Raw genomic sequence first — 26,104 nt, 5'->3', positions numbered from 1 at the left:
TTATCTTTCCCAATACGCTTCTTCTAAGCTGTCTTCACGTTCAGGAAGACCACGAGATAAGCGTGGAGAATGCTGAGCCAACACTTCGTAACTTACGCGGTTTGCATATTTACAAACTTGTGAGAAAGAAGAATAGGTTAAGAAATTATGTTGGTGCTTACTTGAATTTGGCACATTACCTTTATGGTATTTATTGGCTGCCATATCATGAAGTAATGCTGACAAAGCTGCATCACCTGCCCCATTCGTGTTCTTAATTTTCTCAGGCCCACCCATATAAGGTGAAATATGAGAATAAACTCGAGTTGGATTTTCGCAGCTCAATCTGGTTGCTGGGCGGCTAAATTCGAAGCGGTTAAACTCTGGAATAGCACCCGGCAATAATGGTAAAGAAGTCTCTCTTTTACTTTCTTCTTCGGTATAACCCGCCATATATAAACCTACAGGCCCAGCGGTACATAACACTAAATCAACCCAATCTAATGCTTTATCCGATGCCTTTAATGGATCACTTTCGCCAGTTAATGCTTCTGCTTCATCTTCATTCATCGCGACAACAGAAACATGGTCGTGCAAAAATTCCTGCCAATATTGAGGGTCATCTTGAATAACAAATTTTGTTCCTAGCGTTAATACAACTGGCACATCATATTTCTTTGCATATTCAATTGCGCGCATTGTTGCTTGTGGCATTGGATCGCCTTCTTTGCAACGAACCAAATATGCAGTGATAACCAAAGCAGATGCATTTTTAAATATTTTTTCAGGAATACTGTCTGGATGAAGCTTATTCATTTGGCCTTCGCTAATTGCAAAAGTACGTTCTCCGTCTTCTGTAATTAACGCGAAACAACGACCAATCGCACCATCAACACCTTGCAGATAATTTAGGTCCATTCGGCTAGAGGTATTACATAAATAACGATAACCGTAGCTGCCAATTTTAATATCTTGGCTCATCACGCCCAATAAAGTTGAACGGTCATCTGCTAGCACAGAATAATTGTGCAACGTATTACCGATCGTCCCACCCGCAAATTCATTTTTGATTAGACCATTTTGCTTTAGCTCTGTGTATAGAGCTTCCGCCGTCTGGTCATCAATGACTAAAGAATGTCCTTTGCTCAAGCCATAACGCTCGATGAGTTCGGAATCCACTTTGGCTTCAATATCAACCAAGGTCTGATCAATACCGATAATATGTGTGCGAGACAATATCTTATTATCTTGCGCTTGGATGACTAATGGATCACGAGCATCGACTGGAAAGTAATGCTTTGACTTACGTTGGCCAGGAAATTTCATAACGATTAATTAGGTGCGTGAGAAGAAAAGAGCCGGAATTTTACATTGCGTCTAATACGGCAGCAACTCAACAAAGGATAGCAAACGTTTACGTAGTAAAAGTTTTTTACACAAGTATTTTAGATAACGATTACATTTCCATTTACCGCATCAATGAAGCGAAAACACACCAAATCAGAAGTGTGAACTCAGTCTCTGATCTGTCCTCAAAAAAGTCTTTCTGTTAGAATCTGCGTCCAAGTCAATCAAGTGGTATTAAGTCATGTCAGATAACCGCAACGCAAACAGCCAAAAGAAAGTCATTGTAGGCATGTCAGGTGGCGTTGATTCTTCCGTTTCAGCATATCTTCTTCAACAACAAGGCTATCAGGTAGAAGGCTTGTTCATGAAGAACTGGGAAGAAGACGATAACGAAGAATATTGTACGGCAGCAGAAGATCTTGCCGATGCACAGGCTGTCTGCGACAAACTTGGTATCTATTTACACACGATCAATTTCGCAGCGGAATACTGGGACAACGTGTTCGAATATTTCTTAGCGGAATACAAAGCGGGTCGCACTCCAAACCCAGACATTCTTTGTAACAAAGAAATCAAGTTCAAAGCATTTTTAGAGTTTGCAGATGAAGTGTTAGATGCAGACTATATAGCTATGGGTCACTATGTTCGTCGCACCTTCGTAGAAGAGGGTGAAAAGCCACAAATGCTACGTGGTAAAGATAACAACAAAGACCAAAGCTACTTCTTATATACACTGAGCCACGAACAGGTTGCACGCAGTTTGTTCCCGGTCGGTGAATTAGAGAAACCAGAAGTTCGCCGTATTGCCGAAGAGCAAGGTTTAATCACTGCGAAGAAAAAAGATTCAACCGGTATCTGTTTTATCGGCGAGCGCAAATTTACAGACTTCTTGTCTCGCTATTTGCCTGCCCAACCGGGTAAAATTGAAACCCCTGAAGGTAAAGTTATTGGCGAACATCAAGGCCTTATGTACCACACATTAGGTCAACGTAAAGGACTGCACATTGGTGGCCAAAAAGGCGGCGGCGGTAACGAAGAACCATGGTATGTAGCAGAGAAAGATCTCAAGCGTAACGTGCTTATCGCTGTGCAAGGCGCAGACCATCCGTTATTGAAATCATACGGATTAATGGCTTCACAACTGCACTGGGTTGACCGTACTCCTATAAAAGAGGCGTTCCGTTGCTCAGTGAAGACTCGTTACCGTCAAACGGACATTCCTTGTACCGTTATCCCAGTGGATGACAACAACATCAAGGTGATGTTTGATGACCCACAAGTCGCAGTTACCCCAGGACAGTCTGCTGTTTTCTACCAAGGCGATGTATGTCTGGGTGGCGGCATTATTGAACAACGTATTTGTTAGCAAGTTATTCACTTAGAATAACTAAGCTAAATTCCTTGCGCCGTGATTAAAACGCTTTTAACTCGAACAAAATTTAACCTCAAAAGGTTAACAGACCCTAAGGAGTATTTACGTGGCTAACACAATTTATGACCGAACTATCGCATTTGCTGGAATTTGCCAAGCTGTCGCTTTAGTGCAAAAAGTAGCGAAAGACGGTTACTGTGATTCAGACGCGTTTGAAACTTCACTGCGTGCCATTTTGTCGACCAATCCAAGCAACACCATCAGTGTTTTTGGTAGCGAAGCCGATTTGAAAGTTGGTCTTGAGTGTCTGGTGAATGGTATTGATAGCACCCCTGCGGGCAGTGCTATCACTCGCTATATTATTAGCTTACTGGCTTTAGAACGTAAATTGACCAGCCGCAGAGATGCGATGTCTCAACTGGGTGACCGTATTCAAATGATCGAACGTCAAGTCGAACATTTCGATTTGCTTGATGAACAGATGATCAGCAACTTAGCAAGTGTTTATCTCGATGTCATTAGCCCTATCGGGCCTCGCATTCAAGTTGCGGGAACTCCAGCGGTATTGCAGCAAACGGCTAACCAACAAAAAGTACGTGCACTATTATTATCTGGTATTCGTTGTGCAGTACTTTGGCGTCAAGTAGGCGGACGACGTCTTCATTTGGTCTTCGGACGTAAGAAGATGGTTGATCAAGCCAAGATATTACTGGCCAGAATGTGATCATTAGCTCGCACAATGCGAGCTAATTTTTTACTCAACGGTTTTGAGTAACATAAATCTCGCGCAATCGTTTGCGCAATATTAGTGACAATTGCCATTGATACTGGTATAAAGCACACGAAATTTAGAAACCAATTCAGGAGAAGATCATGGAACTGTCAGCATTGACTGCTGTTTCACCAGTAGACGGCCGTTACGGCAGTAAAACTATTGCACTACGCAGTATTTTTAGTGAATTTGGCTTACTTAAATACCGTACTATCGTTGAAATTCGCTGGTTACAGAAGCTTGCAGCAACAGCTGAGATTGCAGAAGTTCCTGCATTCAGTGAAGAAGCAAACCAATTCCTTGATAGCGTTGCAGCAAACTTCAGTGAAGCTGATGCACAACGTATCAAAGATATCGAGCGCACAACTAACCACGACGTAAAAGCAGTGGAATATTTCTTAAAAGAAAAAGTTGCTGGCGTTCCTGAGCTTCACGCAGTTAATGAATTCATTCACTTTGCATGTACTTCTGAAGACATCAACAACACGTCTCACGCGCTGATGCTTAAAGAAGCTCGTGATACGGTTATTCTTCCTGAAATCCGTAACATCATTGATGCTATCCGTGGCTTAGCGGTTGAATACCGTGATATCCCACTTCTATCTCGTACACACGGCCAGCCGGCTTCTCCATCGACTATGGGTAAAGAGATGGCGAACGTTGCGTACCGTATGGAACGTCAATACAAGCAAATCGAAAACGTTGAGATCCTAGCGAAAATCAACGGTGCTGTAGGTAACTACAACGCACACCTTTCTGCTTACCCAACAGTTGATTGGCACAAATTCAGCGAAGAGTTCGTGACAGAATCTCTTGGCGTAACTTGGAACCCGTACACAACTCAAATCGAACCTCACGATTACATCGCTGAGCTATTTGATGCCGTGGCACGTTTCAACACGATTCTGATCGACTTCGACCGTGACGTTTGGGGCTACATTGCTCTAGGTCACTTCAAGCAAAGAACCATTGCTGGCGAAATCGGTTCTTCAACCATGCCGCACAAAGTTAACCCAATCGACTTCGAAAACTCTGAAGGTAACTTGGGTCTGGCGAACGCAGTGTTTACTCACCTAGCACAAAAACTGCCTATATCTCGTTGGCAACGTGACCTTACAGACTCAACTGTACTACGTAACCTAGGCGTGGGTGTTGGCTATGCAATCATTGCCTACACGTCGACTCTGAAAGGTATCAGCAAGCTAGAAGTGAACCGCGAAGCACTGTTGGCTGAACTGGACAAGAACTGGGAAGTATTGGCAGAGCCAGTACAAACAGTGATGCGCCGCTACGGCATTGAAAAACCATATGAGAAGCTAAAAGAGCTGACTCGTGGTAAGCGTGTTGACGGAGAAGCGATGCGTAACTTCATCGATGGCCTAGAACTGCCAGAAGAAGAAAAAGCACGTTTGAAAGAAATGACTCCTGCAAGCTATATCGGTCAAGCTATTGAGCTAACTGACAAGCTGTAAGCTTTAAATACATTAAGAAAGGGAGGCTGTGCCTCCCTTTTTATTTACCATAAGTTTGTTTATTGACTCTTTTCGAAGAACAGCGTTACCTGCCCCACTTCAATGCCAAACTTTTTAATTTTAGTGATGTTAAATACCCGAGTCTCATCTTGGCGATAAAGCCAATCATCAAAAGTAACCTCAATTTCTCCATCATCCATTTTTAACAAGAAATCATACTTCCATTGAAGTGCGTTACCGACTTCCTGCCCGATAGCGTCACCAATAACATCGTCAGCTCGCCCAAGATAAAAACCGTTCGATGAACGCTGTATAACCCAAACTCGTTGGCTCTTCTCGCCATCATCAAAGACAAAATCTTCAGTCAGCGTCAAAGTGTTGCCGATAATATGCCCTTCAATGTCCACTTTAAAACGACGATTCTGTTTGTCGGTATAATCTTGCACCATTCCCCAAGCTTTTGTATTACCTTCAAAATAACCAAACAAGTCAAACTTAGGTTCACTTTGCTGATAATCCGACAATTCGGCGCTGCATGCCGTCAACAGCAATAATAATGACGCTACGAAACTCTTTTTAACCCAACTCATCATCGATTCATCCCTAATAGTTGTTGACGCAAGGTTTGATATTCCGTTTTAGGTGATAACCAAATCGCAAGAAACGCATCATTTAATGATTCGTCATCAATCTTCCCCACCACTTTTTGTTCACCAGAATCGGAGATATAGACGAACTCGCCCGCACTTCCATCTGTAACATAAATCAGCTTTTCACCCGTCTTCACGCTAGGGAATATAGCCGTTAACGTGGGCATCCAAGTGGCGATCTTCTCATCACTGAAACCTTGCTTTTGCCATTGCTCCTCTGTTGCTTCTAGCAACTGAGTACTACTAATATCCCTGAGATAGCGAATTTCCAACGCAATTGGATGCGGTGAAATATCTCCCTCCAGCTTGTATTTGCCATCCGGCGAACGTAACTGAGAAGAGTAAATATCCAACCAGAGCCAAGACAGCGTCGCCTGACCAACAATTGGCCACTGTTGCCACTGGCGAACAACATTATTTGCATTTCCCGTTGCGCAGACACTAACGCTGACGAGAGCTAGCAGTATCAGGACTATTGTTCGAAACTGAGTAATCATTTGCAAACACCCTCATGATTAGCCACGCTACACCACCCCATTGCACAGTTAAAACAGCGAGTGACCCTACAACGGAATATGAAAATTCAACCGCTGAAAATTTATATCCAGCCCAATAACTCAAGGCACCACAGACCCCGACAAACAGCATCACCAACCCTTTAGGATATTTGCTTAGGTGCGGTACCCATTGTCTTGCGTACCAGACAAAAACCAACCAGAGCACGGCTAGCCACACAGGTACATGCGCGCTTTTAAATACCAATAGGCCAAATGCACTATTAAAAGAATCTAAAGCAACTCCGCCGACGCCAAGCGCTAATACCCTGCCAATATCATCACGACTCGAATACGCTGCGTAACCTAAGGTCAATAGCCCCAAAGCCAGAGTCAGCCACTGAAAGCGTTCCTGCCCTAGAACAGCAAGAAACCAGATTATCTGGAACCAGAGTGATACGACAAATAAGCGCCCCACAGTTAGCCTCGTTGCAGTGTCATATGGATAGTGCTGATGGTTCGTGCGTTAAAGCCACCTTCGCAATAACAGAAGTAGTAACGCCACATACGAATGAAACGCTCGTCATAGCCAAGTAGTGAAACTTGCTCTAACGACTGTTCAAAACGTAGCCTCCAGTCTTTCAGCGTCTGCGCATAATCGAGCCCTAAATCAAAAATATCTCGAGTAATTAAATCACTGTGCTGAGTAGCCGTTTGAGTGAGTACGGTGACTGAAGGCAAAAAACCACCCGGGAAAATATATTTCTGAATAAAATCAACATTATTGCTGTAATAGTCGTAACGTTGATCGGCGATGGTAATTGCTTGTATTGCCATTAAACCTTTCGGTTTTAGTAACGACTGGCACTTCTTAATGTAAGACTTGAGATACTGCTTACCGACGGCTTCAATCATTTCGATAGAAACCAGTTTGTCGTACTGACCTTCCAACAATCGGTAGTCTTGCTTCAACAAGGTGACACGGTCACCCAAACCCGCTCTCTCTATCTGCTCCTTCGCATAACTGTATTGTTCTTCCGAAATGGTGGTGGTAGTGACATGGCATCCGTAAGTTTGAGCCATGTAAATCGCCATAGCGCCCCAACCGGTACCGATTTCAATCACGTGGTCACTCGGTTTCAGTTCTAACTGCTGGCAGAGGCGTTCCATCTTGTTAATCTGAGCTTGCTCTAACGTGTCATTTGGCGACGAGTACAACGCACTTGAGTAGAGCATTCGTTTATCTAGGAAAGTCTTGTAAAGTTCATTACCGAGATCATAATGCGCTTCGATGTTTTCTTTTGCCTGATCAATCGAGTTTCGTTTAAACCAATGGCCAACCTTATACGCCCATTGTGTTAACCAACTGCTGCGTTGCTCGATTCTGTCTAACGCACTCATGTTTTTCGCCATGAGCTCCATTAAAACCGTTAGATTTGGGCTATCCCACCAGTCATCCATATACGCTTCTGCGGCTGCAATGCTGCCACCTTTCAATAGTCGCGAATAAAAATCAGGATGCTTAACCCAGATCACAGCATGAGGTTCATTTTGATTTTTATGACCAAACTGCTGCTGATTAGACGCCTGATCAGAAAAAGACTCCACAATCGTTAAGCTGCCGACATCCAAGTACTGCAAACATTTAAATGCAACGTTGCGAGCGCTTTTCTGCCACACAGATAAGCTGATTGGCATATCCATAGAAGTCACATTTATCATTGCGTATTCTCCTTACTACGATTGTTTTCTTTTTTTTGTGTGTTCGGATGATCATGAATCGGCACACCTTTCATCCATAGTTTCAGCGCATGCCAGTAAATCCCTAATGTCACTTTAATCGCCATTACCGGTGTTTTTACTAGCAAAGCAAGCAAACTCTTAGTGGTGAACTCTTGCCCTTTCATTGCCAGAGTTGCGTCGAACGCTTTACCTTCGCGATGACACTCCAAATGCACCATTAAAGACTCAGTCAACGGTTTTAACTTCCACTGATACTGCTGATCTATCGGATTAAACGGAGAGACATGAAACGCTTTGTCGTGTTGCCAGTTCTCTCCGTCTGCACCCATTTCCGCTGGTATCGCGTAGTAGTGGCGTTCATTCCAAGGCGTGTTACTGACCTCTGCCAGCAAATAACGCCACTCATCATTCTCGTCATAGAGGTAATAGAAATTTACAGGGCTGAAATAGATACCTAAGTAGCGCAAGTGGATCACTGCAAACACCCTGCCTTCAACTCTCTCACCTGTGAGTTCGAACACTTTATCTTGAACAGCCTGCTTGAGTTCTCCACCTCCGAGATAATCTTCACGGCGCAACCTTGCCCAATGCCACCACTTTTCACCTAGTCCCCATACTTTTTGTGACAGCGAAGTCCATTCATCCAAGTCAATGCAGGGCATAAACAAGGAATAGGTCAGCGCATGGTTCTTAGGAGTGAAGCGTCTGTGCCTCACACTGCCGACGAGTAGTTGGCTATTCAAGGCTGACATTACGCAGCCCCTTTCATCTTGGCATCATTCACGCGCGTTATGTTCGTCACCACATCCAAAGCGCTTCGCACACCATCTTCATGGAAACCGTTGTGCCAGTATGCGCCACAGAACCAAGTATGATTTTCGCCGCTGATTTCTGATTTACGCTGCTGCGCTTTAATCGACTCTTCAGTAAACACTGGATGGTGATAAACAAAGCTGCGAAGAATCTTGCTCGGATCGATGTGCTCACTGCTATTTAGTGACACACAGAAAGTCTCTGGCGCATCAATATGCTGCAAAATATTCATGTTATAGGTGAGTGAAGGTAGGAGAGAATCCTGCCCTTCATCTCCTCTCAACCAATAGTTCCATGACGCCCAAGCCGCTTTACGCTTAGGCAATAAATTCGTATCGGTATGTAGAATGACTTCGTTCGCTTGATAACCAAGCTGAGACAGAATTTGCTGCTCGTTCTCTGTGGAGTCTTCCAGCATCGAAAGCGCCTGATCGCTGTGACAAGCAAAAATCACTTCATCGAACCACTCGGTTTTACCAAGACTTGTTACTTCAACGCCACCTGCAACACGTTTTACTTTGTCGACAGGTGAACTGGTTCGAATACTCTGCTTAAACCCTTGGGTAAGCGGCTCAATGTAAGAGCGAGACCCACCTTGAATCACGTTCCATTTCGGACGATTGCTGATATCAAGCAGCCCGTGATTTAAGAAAAATCGTAGGAAAAATGTGAGTGGAAACGCACGCATATCCGCCAGAGACGATGACCAAATCGCAGCACCCATTGGAAGAATGTAGTTTTCACAGAAATAATGAGAAAAACCGTGATGATTGAGAAACTGCCCAAGAGTTTGCAGATTGACTTCAGACTCCTTAGCTTCTTGTTTGGCTAACTTGTTAAAACGCAAAATTTCGGAAATAAACTGATAGAAACGAGGATTCAGCCAATTACGTTTCTGAGCAAACAGAGTCATGATCGTATGACCATTGTATTCAAGACCATTCGCATCATTTCGAACACTGAAACTCATTTCGGTCGGCGTGGTTTTCACCCCTAACTCGGCCATTAAACTAATAAAGTTAGGATAAGTACGATCGTTATAAACAATAAAACCGGTATCGACGGCGTAAGTTGTTCCACCGAGTTCAACGTCTACCGTTGCTGTATGACCACCAATGTAATCATTGGCTTCAAATACCGTGATGTCATGTTGTTCATGCAGATAGTAACCGCAAGACAAACCAGAAATACCTGTACCAATAATTGCAATCTTCATCTTGTTTTCCTTTTAAGACCGAAATAGCAGACCAGTCACAGAGTGCTGCCATGAGTAAGGTAATGACCCGAGTATTCTTAGAATCCAGGTAAATCGTTTGGGGAAATAAATGTTCGCTAGCCCCTTGTCTAAACCTTTCTGAATTGCTTGTGATGCTTGTTCTACGCTGACGAGCATAGGCATAGAAAATGTATTTTTTGCGGTAAGCGGTGTATCAACGAAACCTGGAAAAATTGTAGACACTTCCACGCCTCGGTCGCGCCAATCCAAGCGTAATGAGCGTGCGATATAACCGACTGCAGCTTTGGACGCACCATAGGCTTCCGCTCTTGGCAAGGCCAACTCACTCGCGATTGAACTGACCACCGCCACTCTGTGCCCTGAAACTAAATGAGGTTCTATCGCTTCAATAATATTGGTCAAACCAAATACATTGGTTTGAAACACTCGCTCAACCAGTTTCGAGTCCATTTCTCCATTATCGATATACTCACAATTACCCGCGTTAAGAAGCCAAAGGTCTGGAGTCAACGGTAAACTGCGCAAAGCGTTGAATGTCTGCACGCGGTCAGTAATATCAAACTCGCAAGTGTCAACATTTGGATACGCTTCATCTAGCCTAGCCAAAGATTCTTTATTTCTCCCACAAGCGATGACTTGCCATCCTCGTTTGGCATAATCCAAGGCCAGTTGCTGCCCAATGCCAGATGTTGCTCCGGTAATCAGTACTGCACTCATTGGCCCAGCCTCCGCTTAATACTTCTAATAATTCCACCAAGTAAAGGGATGTGCTCGTAAAGCATTTCGCCCAGATCAAAATAATCTCGGTGGGATATAACCTTGCCATCGGCAAACTTAAGGTGGCTCATACCAGTAACATCAATTGGATTACCACCGGATAACTTGGGATGTTGCAAATGCATAGTCCAAGTAATAAATCCGTCATTGTTGGACTGATGTTGCTCGGCAATTGAAAACTCACATCGCTCAACATTCTGATAAAGGTTAGCAAAATAGCTTTGCAGTGCTTCCAGCCCTTCTATCCGATGTGCCGCATCTTCAAATACCACCTGCTCGTGATAAACCTCTGGCAGTAAATGCAAATTGTCTTTACTGAGCTGTTGGTAAAACTGGGCGATAACTTGGATATCCATATTCGCTAAACCTGTACAAATTTATTTTCCGTATAAGTTAAGTGTTAGGATAGCGCACAAAGAAAAGTTGTACAAAAAAATATTTGTACAACTTTTTGTAAGAATTCATTAGCAGAAAAAATTAACGGGATGTTAAGGGGAAATTGGTGGGACAAAAAAGCCAGCTCGGAAGCTGGCTCTTATATTTTAAGAATTGCGCAATGCCGCAATACGTTTATCAAGCGGTGGATGGCTCATCAATAGCTCAGTCATCGTACGTTTACCATTGATACCGAACGCCATCATAGAACCTTCCAATTGAGGTTCGTAGCTCATCTTCAAACGCTCAAGTGCCGCGATCATCTTATGCTTACCGACCAATTGGGCAGCACCCGCATCGGCATGGAACTCGCGATGACGGCTGTACCACATGGTAATGAAGCTTGCTAAGAAGCCTAATACCAATTCAAGCACCATAGAAACACCGAAGTACACCATCATGTTGCTGCCCTGACCTTCTTCATCACTGTTACGAGAAGCAATAATGTTAGCAATGAAGCGCGACAAGAAGATCACGAATGTATTCACTACCCCTTGCATTAAGGTCATGGTAACCATATCACCGTTTGCAATGTGGCTAACTTCATGAGCAAGCACTGCTTCGGCTTCATCACGTGTCATGTTATGTAGCAGACCTGTAGAAACCGCCACTAATGAATCATCACGTTTTGCGCCAGTTGCGAATGCATTCATGTCTGGAGAATCGTAAATAGCAACAGTAGGCATACCAATACCTGCTTGCTGCGACTGACGCTTCACCGTTTCCAGCAGCCAGTGCTCCATTTCGTTACGTGGGTTTTCAATCACAACACCACCCACCGAACTCAGAGCCATCCTCTTTGACATCAAGAGTGAAATAAATGAACCGCCGAAACCAAACACGGCTGCCATTACGAGCAAGCCAGACAAACTACCCGATTGCATCCCTGTAGTGGCATAAACAATATTCAAAACAACACTTAGCACCATTACGACGGCTAGGTTGGTTGCCAAGAATAACAATACTCGCTTCATTAATTATCTCCGTTGAGGAAAGCTGACTATTAACCCAAAGTCACTAAGGTATTCCACACAAAGGCTTCAGGAGTTTTCTAATACATAGTGTCTGCGATTTAAAAAACAAGGTTAAGTGTTAAATTGAAACATTTAATGTCAATTATGTGGCTATAATGTAAACAGATCCGATCTCTACTGAGTTAGACTTTTGTCGTATTGAGACACAAGTCGAAAGAGATTAAATTCCGAACAGTGAGAGAGAAATCATAACGAAGGATATCATCATGGCTGAAGCTCAAAGTTATAAAATGGCAATCGACCTACTCCGCTGCCATTTAGGCTTAACTGAAGAAGAGGCGAAGTTGCAACTAGGAATTGACCAACAACAGTCAGTGCAACAACATATTGCTGAAACTCAACAAGCATTCGCTATGCTTGGTTTGAACAAAGAAATGTAATCAAACAGATTTTAAAAAGGGCTGCACTAATGCAGCCCTTTTGTTTGCCTTATACCCAAGCTATCTCAGGATGTTTGGTTTAGAACCCGACTACGCGAGCTCCTTTTCCATCAAAGGTTCAAGGTTGATGTATTTACCAAGTTCCGTGCGTTTAGCACTTGGAACATATGGGATTTCACCCAGTTTTGGTGCACGAATACGAGATTCCAACACCTCAATAATTTCAGCGTAGTGCTCAGTGCCTGGGTTAATACGGTTTGCCACCCAACCAACAATCGTCAAACCGTCCGCTTCAATACTTTCCGCCGTAAGCAGAGCGTGACTTAAGCAACCAAGTTTCACCCCTACCACTAATACAACTGGTAATTTCTCTTGCTTAACCCAAGTCGATAAACAGTCTGTATCAGAAACTGGCACTCTCCAGCCACCCGCACCTTCAACCAATACGGTATCCGCTTTTGTTTTCAAGTAATCAAGCTTGTCACTCAATACCTTGTAATCAATAGTCAGATTCTCGTGCTTAGCTGCAATGTGTGGCGATGCAGGCAATGCTAGCGCGTATGGATTGACGTCGTCATACGGCATCTCTTGTGTCGCTACTTTCATGAGATGGAGCGCGTCAGAGTTACGTAAACCCTGCTCTGTTCTCTCACAACCCGCGGCTACTGGTTTATAGCCAATTGTTGTAAAGCCCTTACTGGCAATCGCTTGCAATATCGCTTTTGAAGCCACTGTTTTACCAACATCGGTGTCCGTACCCGCAATAAAAAATGCATTTATCATCGATAAATTACCCCTAAACAAACCTGATATGTTGCAGGTAAAGAACCTTGCTGACTTCGAAATCGCTCGTAGGCCTGTTCGACTTGAATCAGTGCCCGTCTTCCCGTCAACCCCTGAGATCTTGAATGGATATGGTTCGCCCCGATGCCTTTTAAATCGCGCATCAGCTCAAAAGCAGTGTCATACCAAACAATCATCTCGGCCAAGTTTAAGTGATGCTTAGGAACCTCGGCTTGCGCTAACGCAATTTTTACCTGATTGAAAGAAATGAACTCATTAACATGTTGATGAGAATCAATTTTCCGCCATGACTGCTTAAGCTCAATCAGGGAGCCATCAAGCAAAGTGGAAAAGTAACCACGACCTAATGGTTTGAGTACACGTCGTATTTCAGCCAGAGGCGAGGATAAATCGTCACACCACTGAAGAGCCAGACTTGAAAAAACAATATCAAACTCGCCAGCAGAAAAAGGCAGTTGTTCCGCATCGGCTTGAACATACGTGAGCGAGTCCTCACCACAACGCTCTCTCGCCTGTTCGAGCATAGCCGGAGAGAGATCGGCGCACACCACTTTCGCTCCGAGCTGCTGAAGTTGTCGTGAAAAATAGCCCGTACCACAGCCTAAATCGAGAACCCGAAGCCCAGATAAATCTGTGGGTAGCAGCTTTAACAGACGATGACCAACATCGCGCTGAAATGCCGCATGTTTATCATAGGTCGATGCGGCTTTGCTAAAGGCGCTTGAAATGGCGGATTTGTCTTTGCTGTCAATCTCTGAGCGTAAGGCTAATTCACTCATTTATTTGACTCCATACACTGAGCTAAAGCGCTCGCTAACGCACAAATATCTTTGACGTTGTGATTTGCAGTGAGCGTGATACGTAATCGCGCTGAACCTTCAGGAACTGTTGGTGGACGAATAGCAGTCATCCAAAATCCCTTTTCTTTCAGTTGTCGAGCAACGTTCAGTGCCTGCTGAGATTTCCCCAAAATAAAAGGTTTGATCGGTGTAGACGTCTCTACATAGCCGTCAACTGACTGCAATAGTTCATCATAAACCTGAGACAGCTCATGCAGCTTTTCACGCCGCCATTGCTGAGTTTGAATCATGCCAACGGCATGAGTAATGGCATGCGCCTGCGAAGGAGGAATTGCTGTCGAATAGACATGATGTCGAGCGAACTGAGTAAGATAATTTCCCACCTCTTCGCTACACAGAATAGCCGCTCCCGAGAGTCCAAATGCTTTACCGAACGTCACTACCAGTATTTGGGGCTGGATACCCGCCGCATTGCAGCTACCGGCTCCGTTATCACCTAAAACTCCGACGCCATGGGCATCATCGACCATCAACCAAGCATTGTTTCGTGTTAATTGATGAATTTCTTCCAGTGGAGACCTGTCGCCATCCATACTAAACACACCTTCCGTCACCACCAACGCATTGTGGTCACCAGAGAGCAGTTGAGATAGGTGTTGGAGATCGTTGTGCTTAAAGCGCTTCATTGTTGCTTGGCAAAGCATCCCAGCTTCCATTAATGAAGCATGATTCAGCTTATCTTGTAGCAGCAAATCGTCCTTACGCATCAGAGTAAAAAGCAACGCCTGATTAGCACTGAAGCCAGAGCCAAACAGTATCGCTCGATCAAAGCCAAGCCACTCACATAGCGAACGTTCCAAGCTGGCATGCGCCGCTGAAAACCCAGTAACCAAAGGAGAAGCACCGCTTCCTGCGCCGTAAATATCCAGTCCGGCTTGCCACGCACTAGTCAGCGCTTTATCACTGGCAAGCCCCAGATAGTCGTTGCTGGAAAAGTTGATAAACTCAGTGTCACCACACTGAGTTGAGACCCGATTTCCGCCTTGTAGCACCTGAAGCGAGCGAGTTAAACCGAAATTTTCCCGTTCAAGTAATGCCTCGTGAATGCGAGACTTAAACTGTAGCGTCATAGAATAAATCGTCGGCAGTTGGACGAGAGGCAACACGCTCTACTACGCGATCAAGCAACTCATTCTCAGCGATTTCATCCGGCTTCTGTACAACTTGCTGGCTGTTAATGCCAAGCTTGTTGAACAGCAGCATGTCGCTGTCTTCTGCAGGGTTCGGTGTGGTTAATAACTTGCAACCGTAGAAGATTGAGTTTGCGCCAGCCATAAAACATAGTGCCTGCATCTGCTCGTTCATTTTTTCGCGCCCTGCAGACAAACGCACCGCAGACTTAGGCATCATGATACGAGCCACAGCAATCAAGCGAATGAAGTCAAAAGGTTCAACATCTTCAACATCTTCCAGCGGCGTACCTTTTACTTTCACCAACATGTTAATTGGCACACTTTCAGGCTGAACCGATAAGTTAGCCAGTTCAACTAACAAACCTGCACGGTCATTAGTACTTTCACCCATACCAATAATGCCACCCGAACAGATTTTCATCCCTGCTTCGCGCACGTGAGAGAGTGTGTCTAATCGATCCTGATAAGTACGGGTTGTAATGATATTTCCGTAATACTCAGGTGAGGTATCAAGGTTATGGTTGTAATAATCCAAGCCAGCCTCAGCCAGTTCATTCGCTTGTTCTGCATTAAGCATTCCCAGCGTCATACAGGTTTCTAAGCCCATATTTTTCACGCCAGAAATCATCTCTTTAAGGTATGGCATATCCCTGCTTTTCGGATTTTTCCACGCGGCACCCATACAGAAACGTGTTGAACCTGAATTTTTCGCCTTACGTGCGGCATCCAGTACACGCTCGACTTCCATTAAGCGTTCTTTCTCGACATCGGTACGATAATGAGCACTTTGAGGGCAATATTTACAGTCTTCAGGGCAAGCACCGGTTTTAATTGACAGCAATGTGCTTACTTGAACATGGTTGTGAGGCTGATATTGACGATGAACCAACTGAGCTTCAAACAGTAGATCCATGAATGGCTTTTCAAGCAGTGTTTTTACTTCAGACACTGTCCAGTTATGACGAATTTCCACGCGTAATCCTTATTGATAATTATTGTTCTGTGCCTTTCTCACTGAGGGCTCTTCTCTCGCTTAACTCGCCGATCAAAAACCGAGCACTTCTAGGCATTTATGCTTGGTTAGTCTAACGACACGCGATAGACTGTCAACACGATAGATCACAAAAAGTTTACGTTAGATTATTTCTTAATCACTTTTGATTGCGAGTTTAGAATGGACTTAACCTTTGATCGCCAGCATATATGGCACCCTTACACTTCCACGCTGGCACCTCTGACCTGCTACCCTGTGACACACGCAGAAGGCGTTCACCTCTATTTAGAACAAGGAAATCAACTGGTTGATGGCATGTCTTCTTGGTGGTCGGCGATACACGGTTACAACCATCCTCTGCTTAATCTGGCGGCACATCAGCAGATTGATAAGATGTCTCATGTGATGTTTGGCGGGATAACCCACCAGCCAGCCATTGATGTGTGTAAAAAACTACTTTCGCTCGCTCCAAGTAATTTGCAGCAGGTATTTTTGGCAGATTCCGGATCTGTTGCCGTGGAAGTTAGCCTGAAAATGGCATTGCAGTATTGGCATGCAAAAGGTGAGAGCCGCTCAAAATTCCTGACACTACGCCACGGATACCACGGTGACACTTTTGCGGCGATGTCCGTGACCGACCCTGATAACTCGATGCACAGCCTTTATAAAGGTTTTCTTCCAGAGCACATCTTTGCAGATTCACCACAAGGCGACTTTTGGCAAGAGTGGGATGAGTCAGATATCGAAGATTTTCGTCATAAGCTAACCCAGCATCACCAGCAGATAGCCGCTGTAATAATGGAACCGATTGTGCAAGGTGCAGGCGGGATGCGTATCTATCACCCTGAGTTTTTGCGCCAAGTTCGACAGCTCTGCGATGAATTCAACCTACTGTTGATATTGGATGAAATCGCGACAGGGTTTGGCAGAACGGGCAAATTATTTGCGTGTGAACACGCCGATGTACAGCCAGACATTCTTTGTGTAGGCAAAGCATTAACGGGTGGCTACATGACTCTTTCTGCCACTCTGACCACCCAAAAAGTTGCCGATACTGTTTGTGGTGGGGAAGCCGGCTGCTTTATGCATGGACCAACGTTTATGGGTAACCCGCTCGCTTGCGCTGTCGCTTCAGCCAGCTTAGATATCATTGCCTCTGGACAATGGCAAAAGCAGGTTAAGCAAATTGAAGCTTTCTTTGCCGAAGAGTTGGTGCAGTTTGAGTCATATTCTGAGGTGAAACAGATTCGTTATTTAGGCGCTATCGGCGTGATTGAAACCCATCATCCAGTCAACATGGAAAATATTCAGGCTCTGTTTGTTGAGATGGGCGTATGGATTCGCCCTTTCGGTCGCTTGATTTACATTATGCCGCCATACATTAGCCAGCCAGAGCACCTGCACAAACTGCTTAAAGCTATTAGCGCAGCGTTGTTGGATCCAGCCTGTTTTGCCCGAAATGAGAGTTAAACTTTCCAAATTGGCAAGTACGGTTTTCCCGACGAAATTGCAAAACTAAACATTATCGGACATTTCTACCCCCTCCTTTTATTTAATATTGCCCCCAAAGCGAATTGTAACTTTCTATTACAAACTCGATTCGCGAAAACAAAAAAAGCAAAAGCTTCTGACTTAGCGTTGAACGACTCATCGCTAAGACGGAAGTTAACCACGTTGTCTATTCAAAGCAGGCTCATCCAATGACAGCAAAAAGCTGCGTTAAGAGAATAACTATCAAACCTACAGGTCCTAATAATGAGATTCGACAACAAGTATGTCCTAACTTCTACAGCTATTGTTTCCCTACTTCTTTTGGGCTGTAAGGACGTCACACAAAAACAGCAAGTTGCCGCGCCTATCGTCGAAACTGTGACAATGCATGCTTCGGAAATTACGCCTTATCACTCTTTTATTGGTAGAACGGTCGCAGAAAACGACATCGACATAATGCCAAGAGTCAACGGTGAGCTGACTGAAGTTCATTTTAAAGATGGTGATATGGTGGAAAAAGATCAGATTTTGTTCCAAATCGATCCCCGCCCATATAAAGCAGCACTGGCGTACGCGAAAGCATCATTACAAAAAGCTCAGGCTGAGCTCTCTCTCGCCAATCGCGAAGCAGACAGAGCGAAGAAGCTGATTAAAGATAAAAGCATCAGCGAACAGCAGTACGATGATGCCATCGCTAAACAGGCGACAGCGACAGCCTCTGTGAAAGGTGCGGAAGCCTCGTTGCTTTCAGCGCAGCTCGATCTCGATTTTTCAACTATTCGAGCACCATTTTCAGGCCGAGTCGGATTTAGTAACTATCGAGTGGGTGACCGCATCACAACATTGCAGTTAAAACCTTTAGTCTCCCTGACCCAAATCGACCCCATCCACTTTCGATTCAATATTGATGAAAAACTTTATCGACGTATACGCAACGTTGTCGATGCAGTAAGAGCCGATGAAGGCAAACTTGATGTGGACTTGGCGTTAAATTTATCTGACGGCAGTGAATACCCAGCAGACGGTAAAATTTACGCAGTAGGCAACAAAATCGACCTTGATACAGGTTCAATCCAAGCCGAAGCCACCTTCGCCAATACCAAATACTCGCTCATGCCGGGTGAATACGGCAACTTAACCATTAGCCTAAAAGGCAAAACCATCGAAGGGTTACTCGTCCCTGCAGCATCAGTGCAGCAAGACCAATCTGGAGACTACGTTATGGTAGTAAACAGTGACGACGTCGTCGATCGTCGTGAAATCGAACTGGGACAAACATACGGCACCAACAAAGCAGTGACCGCCGGATTAGCAGAAGACGAAAAAGTGATTGTAAAAGGACTACAAAAAGTCCGTGTCGGTATGAAAGTACAAGCCAACGATGTCACTGTTCCAGCGAATAAAGCGAGTTAGGCATAATTATGTTAAGTAAATTTTTTATCTATCGACCTAAATTTGCACTGGTTATTTCGCTGGCGATGACACTGATGGGGCTTATCGCTCTAAAAGTATTGCCTGTGTCGGAATACCCACAAATTTCACCTACCGTGATAACCGTCAGTACTATGTATCCCGGAGCAAGTGCTGATGTGGTGAAAAAAACCGTTGCTCAGCCAATTGAAGCGAAGGTGAATGGCGTTGAAGACATGATCTACATGTCCTCCGTTATTGGTAATGATGGCACGTATACCTTGCGCGTCTACTTTCGTGTTGGCTCAGATGGCGATATGGCCCAAGTTCGGGTCAACAACCTTGTCTCTCAAGCGTCTTCTTCTCTGCCACAAGAAGTTAACCAAATTGGCGTTACTGTTCGCAAGAAATCTTCCGACATGCTTGGTGTAATCACTTTGCGATCGCCGAAGCAGACACACGACAGCATCTACCTTTCAAACTATGCAGACCTGAATATCGTAGAACGCTTAAAACGTATTGAAGGCATGAGTGATATTACCCTGTTGGGTAAAAAAGACTATTCGATGCGTGTTTGGTTACAGCCCAATAAACTGGCGTCTCTAAAGCTGTCGGCATCGGATGTGATTGGAGCAATCAAAACGCAAAACGTACAGGTCGCAGCCGGTAAAATTGGCGGCATGCCAGCTCCAGACGAACAACAACATCAGTATGTTTTGCAGGTTAAAGGGCGATTACAAACCGCGGAAGAATTTGAAAAGATCATCGTTAAAGCCAATCCGAATGGTTCATTAATTCGTCTAAAAGACGTGGCGCGCATTGAAGTCGGCGCTCAAGGTTATGAAGCCGATGGCCGGATGAATAACGAGCCAGCTGCTGTACTTGCACTCTATCAGTTGCCTACTGCAAATGCGTTGGAGGTAATGGAACGCATTAAAGAAGCGATGCAACAATATGAACAATCATTCCCCGATGACCTTGTGTATGACATCGCATACGACTCTACAGAGTATGTAGAGACATCAATTGATGAAGTTTATGAAACGCTGATTATTGCCGTGTTACTGGTGACATTGGTGGTATACGTGTTCCTGCAAAACTGGCGTGCAACCATCATCCCAACCCTTGCGATTCCGGTCTCAATCATTGCAACCTTTGCTGTGATGGGTGTTATGGGTATGACCATCAATACCATCTCGCTGTTTGGTCTGATTCTCGCCATCGGTATCGTGGTGGATGACGCCATCATCGTGGTCGAAAACGTGGAAAGGGTCATCCATGAAGAACATCTAGACCCTATTCCCGCCACAATTCAAGCGATGAAAGAAGTCACGGGGCCTGTACTGGCGACGACTCTGATCCTTCTTGCTGTATTTGTTCCAGTGGCCTTACTGCCGGGAATCTCTGGCAAAATGTTCAACCAGTTCGCCGTGACCATTTGTGTATCGGTGTTGATTTCTGCCGTGAACGCGCTAACCCTAACACCAGCGCTGTGTGCTTTGATGTTGAAATCCGAGCATTCTACGCCTATCGCTCCTTTACGCGCATTTAACCGCGGGTTTGAAGCTATCACATCAAAATATCGGGGATTAGTAGGCTTTCTTGGTAAGCGCATGTTGCTGAGTGTGGTGATCTATGGCGCTTTAATTGCCACACTGTTCTTCAGTTTTATGCAGCTTCCTTCTGCTTTCGTTCCAAACGAAGACAAGGGCGTATTTATGGTGGAAATGCGCTTACCTGACGCCGCTGCTTTGCAGCGTACTGCGCCATTGATGGAAAAATACGTGGATGAACTGCGCCAGCTCGACGGCGTAGAAAACGTGGTTTCTGTTGCGGGCTTCTCAGTGATTAACATGGCTGCGATTCCCAACTCAGGCATGTTGATCATCAAACTAGATAACTGGAGCCAACGTAAAGATCCGGCTTTACACCAACGTGTTCTGATGCAAAAAGTTACACAAATGCTCAATGCCAACCCAGATGCAGCTTCATTTGTATTCGCAACCCCCGCGATAAAAGGTATGGGTGCAGTTGATGGCTTCAACTTGATATTACAGGACAACTTAGGTCGTTCTCCTCAAGAGCTGGCGAGCACCACAGCGGATTTCGTAGCCAAAATAAACCAACTGCCAGAAGTCGCGAGAGCATTCTCAATATTCCGCGCCAATATTCCGCAGCGTTTCATTGATGTCGACCGAGATAAAGCCATCTCATTGGGCGTGCCGTTGAACGAAATATTCTCCACTTTACAGTCACAACTGGGTGGTGCCTATATTTCCGATTTCAATAAATTTGGTCGTTCATATCAGGTGAAAGTTCAAGCAGAACAACAATATCGCGACAATATTGATGATATTGGCCGTCTCTATGTTCGTAGTACAACGGGAAATATGGTGCCATTAGGTACGCTGATTAAAATCAAACCGATATTTGGCCCAGATACGCTTTCAAACTACAACATGTTCAGTGCAGCGACTATCAATGGTGCTCCTGCCGCAGGTTTCAGTTCTGGCGATGTGGTGAAAGCGATTGAAAAGCTGGCTGCTGAAGAGCTACCAAGCGGCTACTCGTACGAATGGTCAGGTATGACGTATCAGGAAATGAAAGCGGGCAACATGGCACCGATTGCGTTTGCACTCTCTTTGATATTCACCTACCTGTTCTTGGTTGCTCAGTATGAGAGTTGGACCATTCCGGCAGCGGTAATGATGGCAGTACCGATTGCGGTATTGGGCGCGGTTGCAGCATTGATCATGGCAGGGCAAGCGTTCGACCTATATGTACAGATAGGTGTGGTGATACTGATAGGTATGTCCGCCAAGGTGGCGATTTTAATTGTTGAGTTCGCCAAAGTTCTACGCGAAAACAGAGGGCTCTCAATCCTTGAGGCAGCAATGGAAGCAGCTCGAATACGTTTCCGAGCTGTGCAGATGACTGCGTTTGCTTTCATCTGGGGGGTATTCCCACTGGTGATTGCATCGGGAGCAGGCGCGGCGTCTCGCCATTCTCTCGGTTTCGCTGTGTTTGGTGGCATGATCTTATCAACATTTGTTGGCACCCTACTCACCCCAGTGTTCTTTGTGATGATGCAAACACTGCGTGAGAAATTTAAGAAAAAACCTGTCGTTGTTATCGCCGACAAACATTAAATAATAAGGGCGTCTTACCTGTGTAAGACGCCCGTATCTGTTTTGTATCCGCCCTCGAACGCTCGATGAAACCCTTAGCGATCTCTTAAGCCGCAGCAACGTTTGAATTTGCTAGATACACTTCCCCATCTTCAATGAAAACATTCCACGTTTTTAGCTGGAATTCTGGCTTCTCGACACATTCACCCGTTTCGAGTTTAAAGTGTTGTTTATACAGTGGGGAGGCAACGCAAATCTCTCCTTTCACATCACCAACGATACCACGACTGATCACATTCGCCTGACCAATAGGGTCCCAGTTTTGCACTGCAAACACTTTCTGTTCGGTATGAGGAATCAAGAACAGTGCGACTTGCTCTCCACCAATCAACGCTCCGCAGCCTTGTAACGGCATTAGATCATCCAGTCTACAAATACGTTCCATCATAATTAAAGCTCCTGAACTACTGGGATACGCTGTTCACGTATACGTTGATAAGGCAACGCCATACTTCCCTCGTCGTGATTGATAAACGGGCGGAATTTACGCAATTTCTCTTCCGATTCCACAGTGCTCTTCCATTCACATTGATAGGAATTAATGACATTTGACATTTGCTGTTCCAACTGATCACACAACTCTAGAGAGTCTTCAATGACGACTTGTTTCAGATAGTCCAATCCGCCTTCTAAGTTCTCCAGCCATACTGACGTGCGTTGCAGTTTATCTGCGGTGCGCACATAGAACATGAGTACCCGGTCAATCAACGCAATTAACTGCTCTTTTGAAAGATCAGATGCCAGTAAGTCGGCGTGACGCGGACGCATACCGCCATTACCACAAACATAAAGGTTCCAGCCGTTCTCAGTGGCGATCACACCAATGTCTTTGCTTTGTGCTTCAGCACATTCACGAGTACAGCCAGATACTGCAAATTTAATTTTATGGGGTGAACGCAGACCTTTGTAGCGATTTTCCAATTCAATCGCCAAGCCCACGGAGTCATCCACACCATAGCGACACCAAGTAGAGCCGACGCAAGATTTCACTGTGCGCAAAGACTTACCATAAGCATGCCCTGTTTCAAAACCCGCGTTTATCAGTTCACGCCAGATTTCCGGTAGCTGCTCCATTTGCGCGCCAAACAGATCGACCCGTTGACCACCGGTTATCTTGGTGTAGAGATCATATTTCTTAGCGACTTCACCCAACACAATTAGCTTATCCGGTGTAATTTCTCCGCCCGGAACACGTGGCACAATCGAGTAAGAACCGTCTTTTTGCATGTTCGCCATAAATGCGTCATTGGTATCCTGTAAACGGCTTAATTGCGGCTCCATAATGTGTTCATTCCACAGGGAAGCGAAAATTGACGCCGCGGTTGGTTTACATAAATCACATCCTAAACCATGCCCGTGTTTTTCCAGTAAGCTATCGAAATCTTTGATCTCTTCAACCTGACAGATATGGAACAGCTCTTGGCGCGAATACTCAAAGTGTTCGCAAACGTGGTTGTTCACTTCCATACCCATTGCCACCAGCTCTGCATCTAGCACTGATTTCACCATGCTTGAACAGCCACCACAGCCAGTACCCGCTTTGGTTACGGCTTTGAGATCATTCAACTCTACCGCGCCTGCATGAATAGCCTGAACCAGTGCGCCTTTCGTCACGTTATGACAAGAACAGATCATAGTGTCGTCAGAGACTTCACCGCTGAGTGAAGAGGTGTCAAACAGCAGATAAGCGGGATGTTCCGGTAACACCGTTTTGTTTAAGTAAGCTTGCAGCAGCGCATCATAATCTGAGTTATCACCAACAAGAATGGCGCCCAATAGCTGAGTACCACTTTGATCGACCACCAGTTTTTTATAACTTCCAGTACAGGTATCTTGCAAAACAAGTTCTTGAGCACCTTCAGTTTGCATCTGCGCATCGCCGATCGAAGCCACATCCACACCCAACAGCTTTAACTTGGTACTCATATCAGCGCCAGTGAAATCACCGCCCTGCCCCATGATTTGTCCGGCTACCGCACGAGCCATTGCATACCCCGGAGCAACCAAGCCGAAGATGCGTTGTTGCCATAGTGCACACTCACCAATGGCGTAGATGTTTGCATCACTGGTTTGGCAGCTATCATTAATCACAATACCGCCACGTTCACCGATTTCTAAGCCACATTGGCGAGCCAGCGCATCTTGCGGTCGAATACCTGCCGAAAATACAATCACGTCCACTTCCAAAGGTTCGGCATCTTTAAACACCATGCGGTGTTTCGCGGTTTCTCCATCAATAATTTTTTCTGTCGCAGTAGAGGTATGGACGGTTAAGCCGAGCTTTTCGATTTTCTCTTTCAAAACCGTACCCGCACCATCATCTAACTGCACAGGCATTAAACGAGGTGCGAATTCGATGACATGGGTTTCAACACCTAAAAGGCGCAACGCGTTTGCCGCTTCTAAACCCAGCAAACCACCGCCAATCACAGCACCCGTTTTTGCTTTATCACAAGCGTTGCGAATCGAAGAAAGATCATCAAGCGTGCGATAGACAAAAATGCCATCACGTTCATGACCCGGTACTGGCGGAACAAATGGATATGAACCCGTTGCTAGTACAAGCGTGTCGTACCCCAAAACATCATCACCATCTAAAATAATGCTTTTTTGAACACGGTTAACCGCCGTCACTTCACTGCCTAAAATCAGATTGATGCCGTGTTTTTGATACCACTCTTCACTGCTTAACATTAAGTCTTCATGGGACTTACCTGAAAACAGAGAAGAGAGTTGTACACGGTCATAGGCGATAAACCGCTCTTCACCAATCACAGTAATACGTTTTTCTAAATGAGCTTGCTGCTCAACCAATTTCGCAACAAGGTGATGTCCAACCATTCCGTTGCCGACAATAACGATATGTTCCATCATGAGACTCTTCCTTAAGCCGTTTTTGCCATAGGAGCAGCGACTTTTTGAGCTGCTTCTGTTTTGGTTTGCTTTTCATACAAAAAGCGCAGTACCGATTGACGATATTTTTGATACGTCGGGTTGTCTGCCAACGCGACTCGGTCACGTGGTCTTGGTAGATCAATCTCAAGCACTTCGCCCACCGTGGCAGCAGGACCATTGGTCATCATGACGATTTTGTCTGACAACAATACGGCTTCATCCACATCGTGAGTAATCATGATGACGGTGTTATTCAGCTCTGCCTGAATCTTCATCGTGGCGTCTTGCAAACGTGCACGTGTCAATGCATCCAGTGCGCCAAACGGCTCATCCATCAACAGCACTTTCGGTTGCAACGCCAGTGCACGCGCAATACCTACACGCTGCTTCATACCACCTGAAATTTCATCCGGCTTTTTATCTGCAGCATGATCCATTTGAATCAAATTCAGGTAGTGTTCCACCTGCTCTTTAATCCAACTTTTCGATTGACCTTTGGCGATTTGTTTCACCGCTAGTTCAACGTTTTGATACACGGTCAACCAAGGCAATAGAGAATGGTTCTGGAATACAACGGCACGCTCAGGTCCCGGACCATCAACCTCGCGACCGTCCAGAATCACACCGCCATCAGTTGGGTTATGCAGTCCAGCAACAAGGTTTAACACAGTTGATTTACCGCAGCCTGAGTGACCGATAAGTGAAATGAACTCGCCTTTTTGAATTTGCAAATCGACGTTTTTCAGTGCCACAAATTCACCTTGTGGCGTCGGGAAACGCATGCCGAGTTGTGATAGATCTAAAAATGCTTTTGACATGAGATT

At 45.1% G+C, this 26,104-nt stretch carries 24 protein-coding genes; 7 read left to right on the top strand and 17 right to left on the bottom strand.

The genetic code is table 11. From position 1 onward, the window contains the following. Positions 1 to 1,305, bottom strand: coding sequence for an inosine/guanosine kinase (locus HUO09_RS03070; protein WP_167410479.1), 1,305 nt, complete (start codon positions 1,303 to 1,305; stop codon positions 1 to 3). Positions 1,306 to 1,567: 262 nt separating this feature from the next. On the opposite strand from HUO09_RS03070, the gene mnmA reads away from it, so the two are divergent. The 3 genes from mnmA to purB all read left to right on the top strand — a co-directional run bounded on the left by mnmA (position 1,568) and on the right by purB (position 4,942). Further along, positions 1,568 to 2,692 (top strand): tRNA 2-thiouridine(34) synthase MnmA, encoded by a 1,125-nt coding sequence (gene mnmA, locus HUO09_RS03065; protein WP_188232938.1) that lies wholly within the window; start codon positions 1,568 to 1,570, stop codon positions 2,690 to 2,692. 112 nt (positions 2,693 to 2,804) lie between these two features. Next, positions 2,805 to 3,422, top strand: a complete 618-nt coding sequence (gene hflD, locus HUO09_RS03060; protein ID WP_188232937.1) for a high frequency lysogenization protein HflD — start codon at positions 2,805 to 2,807, stop codon at positions 3,420 to 3,422. Between the two features lie 149 nt (positions 3,423 to 3,571). Continuing rightward, positions 3,572 to 4,942 carry an adenylosuccinate lyase gene (gene purB / locus HUO09_RS03055; RefSeq protein WP_188232936.1) on the top strand — a complete coding sequence of 457 codons (1,371 nt, stop codon included), beginning with the start codon at positions 3,572 to 3,574 and terminating at the stop codon, positions 4,940 to 4,942. Between the two features lie 59 nt (positions 4,943 to 5,001). Here the strand turns inward: purB and HUO09_RS03050 are convergent, their stop codons facing one another. From HUO09_RS03050 to htpX, 9 genes are all read right to left on the bottom strand, one after another. Continuing rightward, positions 5,002 to 5,532: a DUF3833 domain-containing protein gene (locus HUO09_RS03050; RefSeq protein WP_188233186.1), complete on the bottom strand. Its 531-nt coding sequence runs from the start codon at positions 5,530 to 5,532 to the stop codon at positions 5,002 to 5,004. Next, positions 5,532 to 6,089, bottom strand: a complete 558-nt coding sequence (locus tag HUO09_RS03045; protein WP_188232935.1) for a chalcone isomerase family protein — start codon at positions 6,087 to 6,089, stop codon at positions 5,532 to 5,534. Before HUO09_RS03045 ends, HUO09_RS03050 begins: the two co-directional genes overlap by 1 nt. Then, positions 6,034 to 6,564, bottom strand: coding sequence for a DUF2878 domain-containing protein (locus tag HUO09_RS03040; protein WP_188232934.1), 531 nt, complete (start codon positions 6,562 to 6,564; stop codon positions 6,034 to 6,036). Before HUO09_RS03040 ends, HUO09_RS03045 begins: the two co-directional genes overlap by 56 nt. Positions 6,565 to 6,566: 2 nt before the next feature. After that, positions 6,567 to 7,808 carry a cyclopropane-fatty-acyl-phospholipid synthase family protein gene (locus tag HUO09_RS03035; RefSeq protein ID WP_188232933.1) on the bottom strand — a complete coding sequence of 414 codons (1,242 nt, stop codon included), beginning with the start codon at positions 7,806 to 7,808 and terminating at the stop codon, positions 6,567 to 6,569. After that, on the bottom strand, positions 7,805 to 8,581 hold the full coding sequence (locus HUO09_RS03030; protein ID WP_188232932.1) for a DUF1365 domain-containing protein: 777 nt from the start codon (positions 8,579 to 8,581) through the stop codon (positions 7,805 to 7,807). The genes HUO09_RS03035 and HUO09_RS03030 overlap by 4 nt, the downstream gene beginning before the upstream one ends. After that, on the bottom strand, positions 8,581 to 9,858 hold the full coding sequence (locus HUO09_RS03025; RefSeq protein ID WP_188232931.1) for an NAD(P)/FAD-dependent oxidoreductase: 1,278 nt from the start codon (positions 9,856 to 9,858) through the stop codon (positions 8,581 to 8,583). Before HUO09_RS03025 ends, HUO09_RS03030 begins: the two co-directional genes overlap by 1 nt. A gap of 12 nt (positions 9,859 to 9,870) precedes the next feature. Next, positions 9,871 to 10,596, bottom strand: a complete 726-nt coding sequence (locus tag HUO09_RS03020) for an SDR family NAD(P)-dependent oxidoreductase (protein WP_188232930.1) — start codon at positions 10,594 to 10,596, stop codon at positions 9,871 to 9,873. After that, positions 10,593 to 11,012, bottom strand: a complete 420-nt coding sequence (locus tag HUO09_RS03015; protein ID WP_167410489.1) for a nuclear transport factor 2 family protein — start codon at positions 11,010 to 11,012, stop codon at positions 10,593 to 10,595. The genes HUO09_RS03020 and HUO09_RS03015 overlap by 4 nt, the downstream gene beginning before the upstream one ends. A 186-nt stretch (positions 11,013 to 11,198) precedes the next feature. Continuing rightward, positions 11,199 to 12,065, bottom strand: a complete 867-nt coding sequence (gene htpX / locus HUO09_RS03010; RefSeq protein WP_188232929.1) for a protease HtpX — start codon at positions 12,063 to 12,065, stop codon at positions 11,199 to 11,201. 266 nt (positions 12,066 to 12,331) lie between these two features. Here htpX and HUO09_RS03005 point away from each other — a divergent pair, with 266 nt between their 5' ends. Further along, on the top strand, positions 12,332 to 12,505 hold the full coding sequence (locus HUO09_RS03005) for a hypothetical protein (RefSeq protein WP_167410491.1): 174 nt from the start codon (positions 12,332 to 12,334) through the stop codon (positions 12,503 to 12,505). A 90-nt stretch (positions 12,506 to 12,595) separates the two neighbouring features. Here the strand turns inward: HUO09_RS03005 and bioD are convergent, their stop codons facing one another. From bioD to bioB, 4 genes are read right to left on the bottom strand one after another with little or no spacing between them, the layout of a single operon-like run. Then, complete coding sequence (gene bioD, locus HUO09_RS03000) at positions 12,596 to 13,288, bottom strand: dethiobiotin synthase (protein WP_167410492.1); 693 nt, start codon at positions 13,286 to 13,288, stop codon at positions 12,596 to 12,598. Beyond that, complete coding sequence (bioC, locus tag HUO09_RS02995) at positions 13,285 to 14,088, bottom strand: malonyl-ACP O-methyltransferase BioC (protein WP_188232928.1); 804 nt, start codon at positions 14,086 to 14,088, stop codon at positions 13,285 to 13,287. The genes bioD and bioC overlap by 4 nt, the downstream gene beginning before the upstream one ends. Continuing rightward, positions 14,085 to 15,239: an 8-amino-7-oxononanoate synthase gene (gene bioF, locus HUO09_RS02990; RefSeq protein ID WP_188232927.1), complete on the bottom strand. Its 1,155-nt coding sequence runs from the start codon at positions 15,237 to 15,239 to the stop codon at positions 14,085 to 14,087. The genes bioC and bioF overlap by 4 nt, the downstream gene beginning before the upstream one ends. Continuing rightward, positions 15,223 to 16,275: a biotin synthase BioB gene (gene bioB, locus HUO09_RS02985; protein WP_167410495.1), complete on the bottom strand. Its 1,053-nt coding sequence runs from the start codon at positions 16,273 to 16,275 to the stop codon at positions 15,223 to 15,225. The genes bioF and bioB overlap by 17 nt, the downstream gene beginning before the upstream one ends. A 201-nt stretch (positions 16,276 to 16,476) precedes the next feature. On the opposite strand from bioB, the gene bioA reads away from it, so the two are divergent. The 3 genes from bioA to HUO09_RS02970 all read left to right on the top strand — a co-directional run bounded on the left by bioA (position 16,477) and on the right by HUO09_RS02970 (position 22,346). Continuing rightward, positions 16,477 to 17,766, top strand: coding sequence for an adenosylmethionine--8-amino-7-oxononanoate transaminase (bioA, locus tag HUO09_RS02980; protein WP_188232926.1), 1,290 nt, complete (start codon positions 16,477 to 16,479; stop codon positions 17,764 to 17,766). A gap of 285 nt (positions 17,767 to 18,051) precedes the next feature. After that, positions 18,052 to 19,200 carry an efflux RND transporter periplasmic adaptor subunit gene (locus HUO09_RS02975; protein WP_167410497.1) on the top strand — a complete coding sequence of 383 codons (1,149 nt, stop codon included), beginning with the start codon at positions 18,052 to 18,054 and terminating at the stop codon, positions 19,198 to 19,200. Positions 19,201 to 19,208: 8 nt separating this feature from the next. Beyond that, positions 19,209 to 22,346, top strand: coding sequence for an efflux RND transporter permease subunit (locus tag HUO09_RS02970; RefSeq protein ID WP_188232925.1), 3,138 nt, complete (start codon positions 19,209 to 19,211; stop codon positions 22,344 to 22,346). An 85-nt stretch (positions 22,347 to 22,431) separates the two neighbouring features. Here HUO09_RS02970 and nirD read toward each other — a convergent pair whose 3' ends face one another. From nirD to HUO09_RS02955, 3 genes are read right to left on the bottom strand one after another with little or no spacing between them, the layout of a single operon-like run. After that, positions 22,432 to 22,773, bottom strand: coding sequence for a nitrite reductase small subunit NirD (nirD, locus tag HUO09_RS02965; protein ID WP_167410499.1), 342 nt, complete (start codon positions 22,771 to 22,773; stop codon positions 22,432 to 22,434). Positions 22,774 to 22,775: 2 nt separating this feature from the next. After that, positions 22,776 to 25,256 (bottom strand): nitrite reductase large subunit NirB, encoded by a 2,481-nt coding sequence (gene nirB / locus HUO09_RS02960; RefSeq protein WP_188233185.1) that lies wholly within the window; start codon positions 25,254 to 25,256, stop codon positions 22,776 to 22,778. 14 nt (positions 25,257 to 25,270) lie between these two features. After that, positions 25,271 to 26,098, bottom strand: a complete 828-nt coding sequence (locus HUO09_RS02955; protein ID WP_188232924.1) for an ABC transporter ATP-binding protein — start codon at positions 26,096 to 26,098, stop codon at positions 25,271 to 25,273. Positions 26,099 to 26,104: the final 6 nt, after the last annotated feature.

This window comes from Vibrio sp. Y2-5, from assembly GCF_014596725.1.
Lineage (GTDB): Bacteria > Pseudomonadota > Gammaproteobacteria > Enterobacterales > Vibrionaceae > Vibrio.
Note: the sequence above shows the minus strand (reverse complement) of the source record. Positions and strands in the feature narration are given on the sequence as shown.

Excerpts from the sequence above, each read along its gene's own strand:
- bioA (WP_188232926.1), top strand. The coding sequence starts at position 16,477 with ATGGACTTAACCTTTGATCGCCAGCATATATGGCACCCTTACACTTCC.
- nirB (WP_188233185.1), bottom strand. The coding sequence starts at position 25,256 with ATGGAACATATCGTTATTGTCGGCAACGGAATGGTTGGACATCACCTT.
- HUO09_RS03020 (WP_188232930.1), bottom strand. The coding sequence starts at position 10,596 with ATGAGTGCAGTACTGATTACCGGAGCAACATCTGGCATTGGGCAGCAA.
- HUO09_RS03005 (WP_167410491.1), top strand. The coding sequence starts at position 12,332 with ATGGCTGAAGCTCAAAGTTATAAAATGGCAATCGACCTACTCCGCTGC.
- HUO09_RS03015 (WP_167410489.1), bottom strand. The coding sequence starts at position 11,012 with ATGGATATCCAAGTTATCGCCCAGTTTTACCAACAGCTCAGTAAAGAC.
- htpX (WP_188232929.1), bottom strand. The coding sequence starts at position 12,065 with ATGAAGCGAGTATTGTTATTCTTGGCAACCAACCTAGCCGTCGTAATG.
- nirD (WP_167410499.1), bottom strand. The coding sequence starts at position 22,773 with ATGATGGAACGTATTTGTAGACTGGATGATCTAATGCCGTTACAAGGC.
- mnmA (WP_188232938.1), top strand. The coding sequence starts at position 1,568 with ATGTCAGATAACCGCAACGCAAACAGCCAAAAGAAAGTCATTGTAGGC.
- HUO09_RS03035 (WP_188232933.1), bottom strand. The coding sequence starts at position 7,808 with ATGATAAATGTGACTTCTATGGATATGCCAATCAGCTTATCTGTGTGG.
- bioD (WP_167410492.1), bottom strand. The coding sequence starts at position 13,288 with ATGATAAATGCATTTTTTATTGCGGGTACGGACACCGATGTTGGTAAA.
- HUO09_RS03045 (WP_188232935.1), bottom strand. The coding sequence starts at position 6,089 with ATGATTACTCAGTTTCGAACAATAGTCCTGATACTGCTAGCTCTCGTC.
- HUO09_RS02970 (WP_188232925.1), top strand. The coding sequence starts at position 19,209 with ATGTTAAGTAAATTTTTTATCTATCGACCTAAATTTGCACTGGTTATT.
- purB (WP_188232936.1), top strand. The coding sequence starts at position 3,572 with ATGGAACTGTCAGCATTGACTGCTGTTTCACCAGTAGACGGCCGTTAC.
- bioF (WP_188232927.1), bottom strand. The coding sequence starts at position 15,239 with ATGACGCTACAGTTTAAGTCTCGCATTCACGAGGCATTACTTGAACGG.
- HUO09_RS02955 (WP_188232924.1), bottom strand. The coding sequence starts at position 26,098 with ATGTCAAAAGCATTTTTAGATCTATCACAACTCGGCATGCGTTTCCCG.
- HUO09_RS03070 (WP_167410479.1), bottom strand. The coding sequence starts at position 1,305 with ATGAAATTTCCTGGCCAACGTAAGTCAAAGCATTACTTTCCAGTCGAT.
- HUO09_RS03025 (WP_188232931.1), bottom strand. The coding sequence starts at position 9,858 with ATGAAGATTGCAATTATTGGTACAGGTATTTCTGGTTTGTCTTGCGGT.
- HUO09_RS03030 (WP_188232932.1), bottom strand. The coding sequence starts at position 8,581 with ATGTCAGCCTTGAATAGCCAACTACTCGTCGGCAGTGTGAGGCACAGA.
- bioC (WP_188232928.1), bottom strand. The coding sequence starts at position 14,088 with ATGAGTGAATTAGCCTTACGCTCAGAGATTGACAGCAAAGACAAATCC.
- HUO09_RS03050 (WP_188233186.1), bottom strand. The coding sequence starts at position 5,532 with ATGAGTTGGGTTAAAAAGAGTTTCGTAGCGTCATTATTATTGCTGTTG.
- HUO09_RS02975 (WP_167410497.1), top strand. The coding sequence starts at position 18,052 with ATGAGATTCGACAACAAGTATGTCCTAACTTCTACAGCTATTGTTTCC.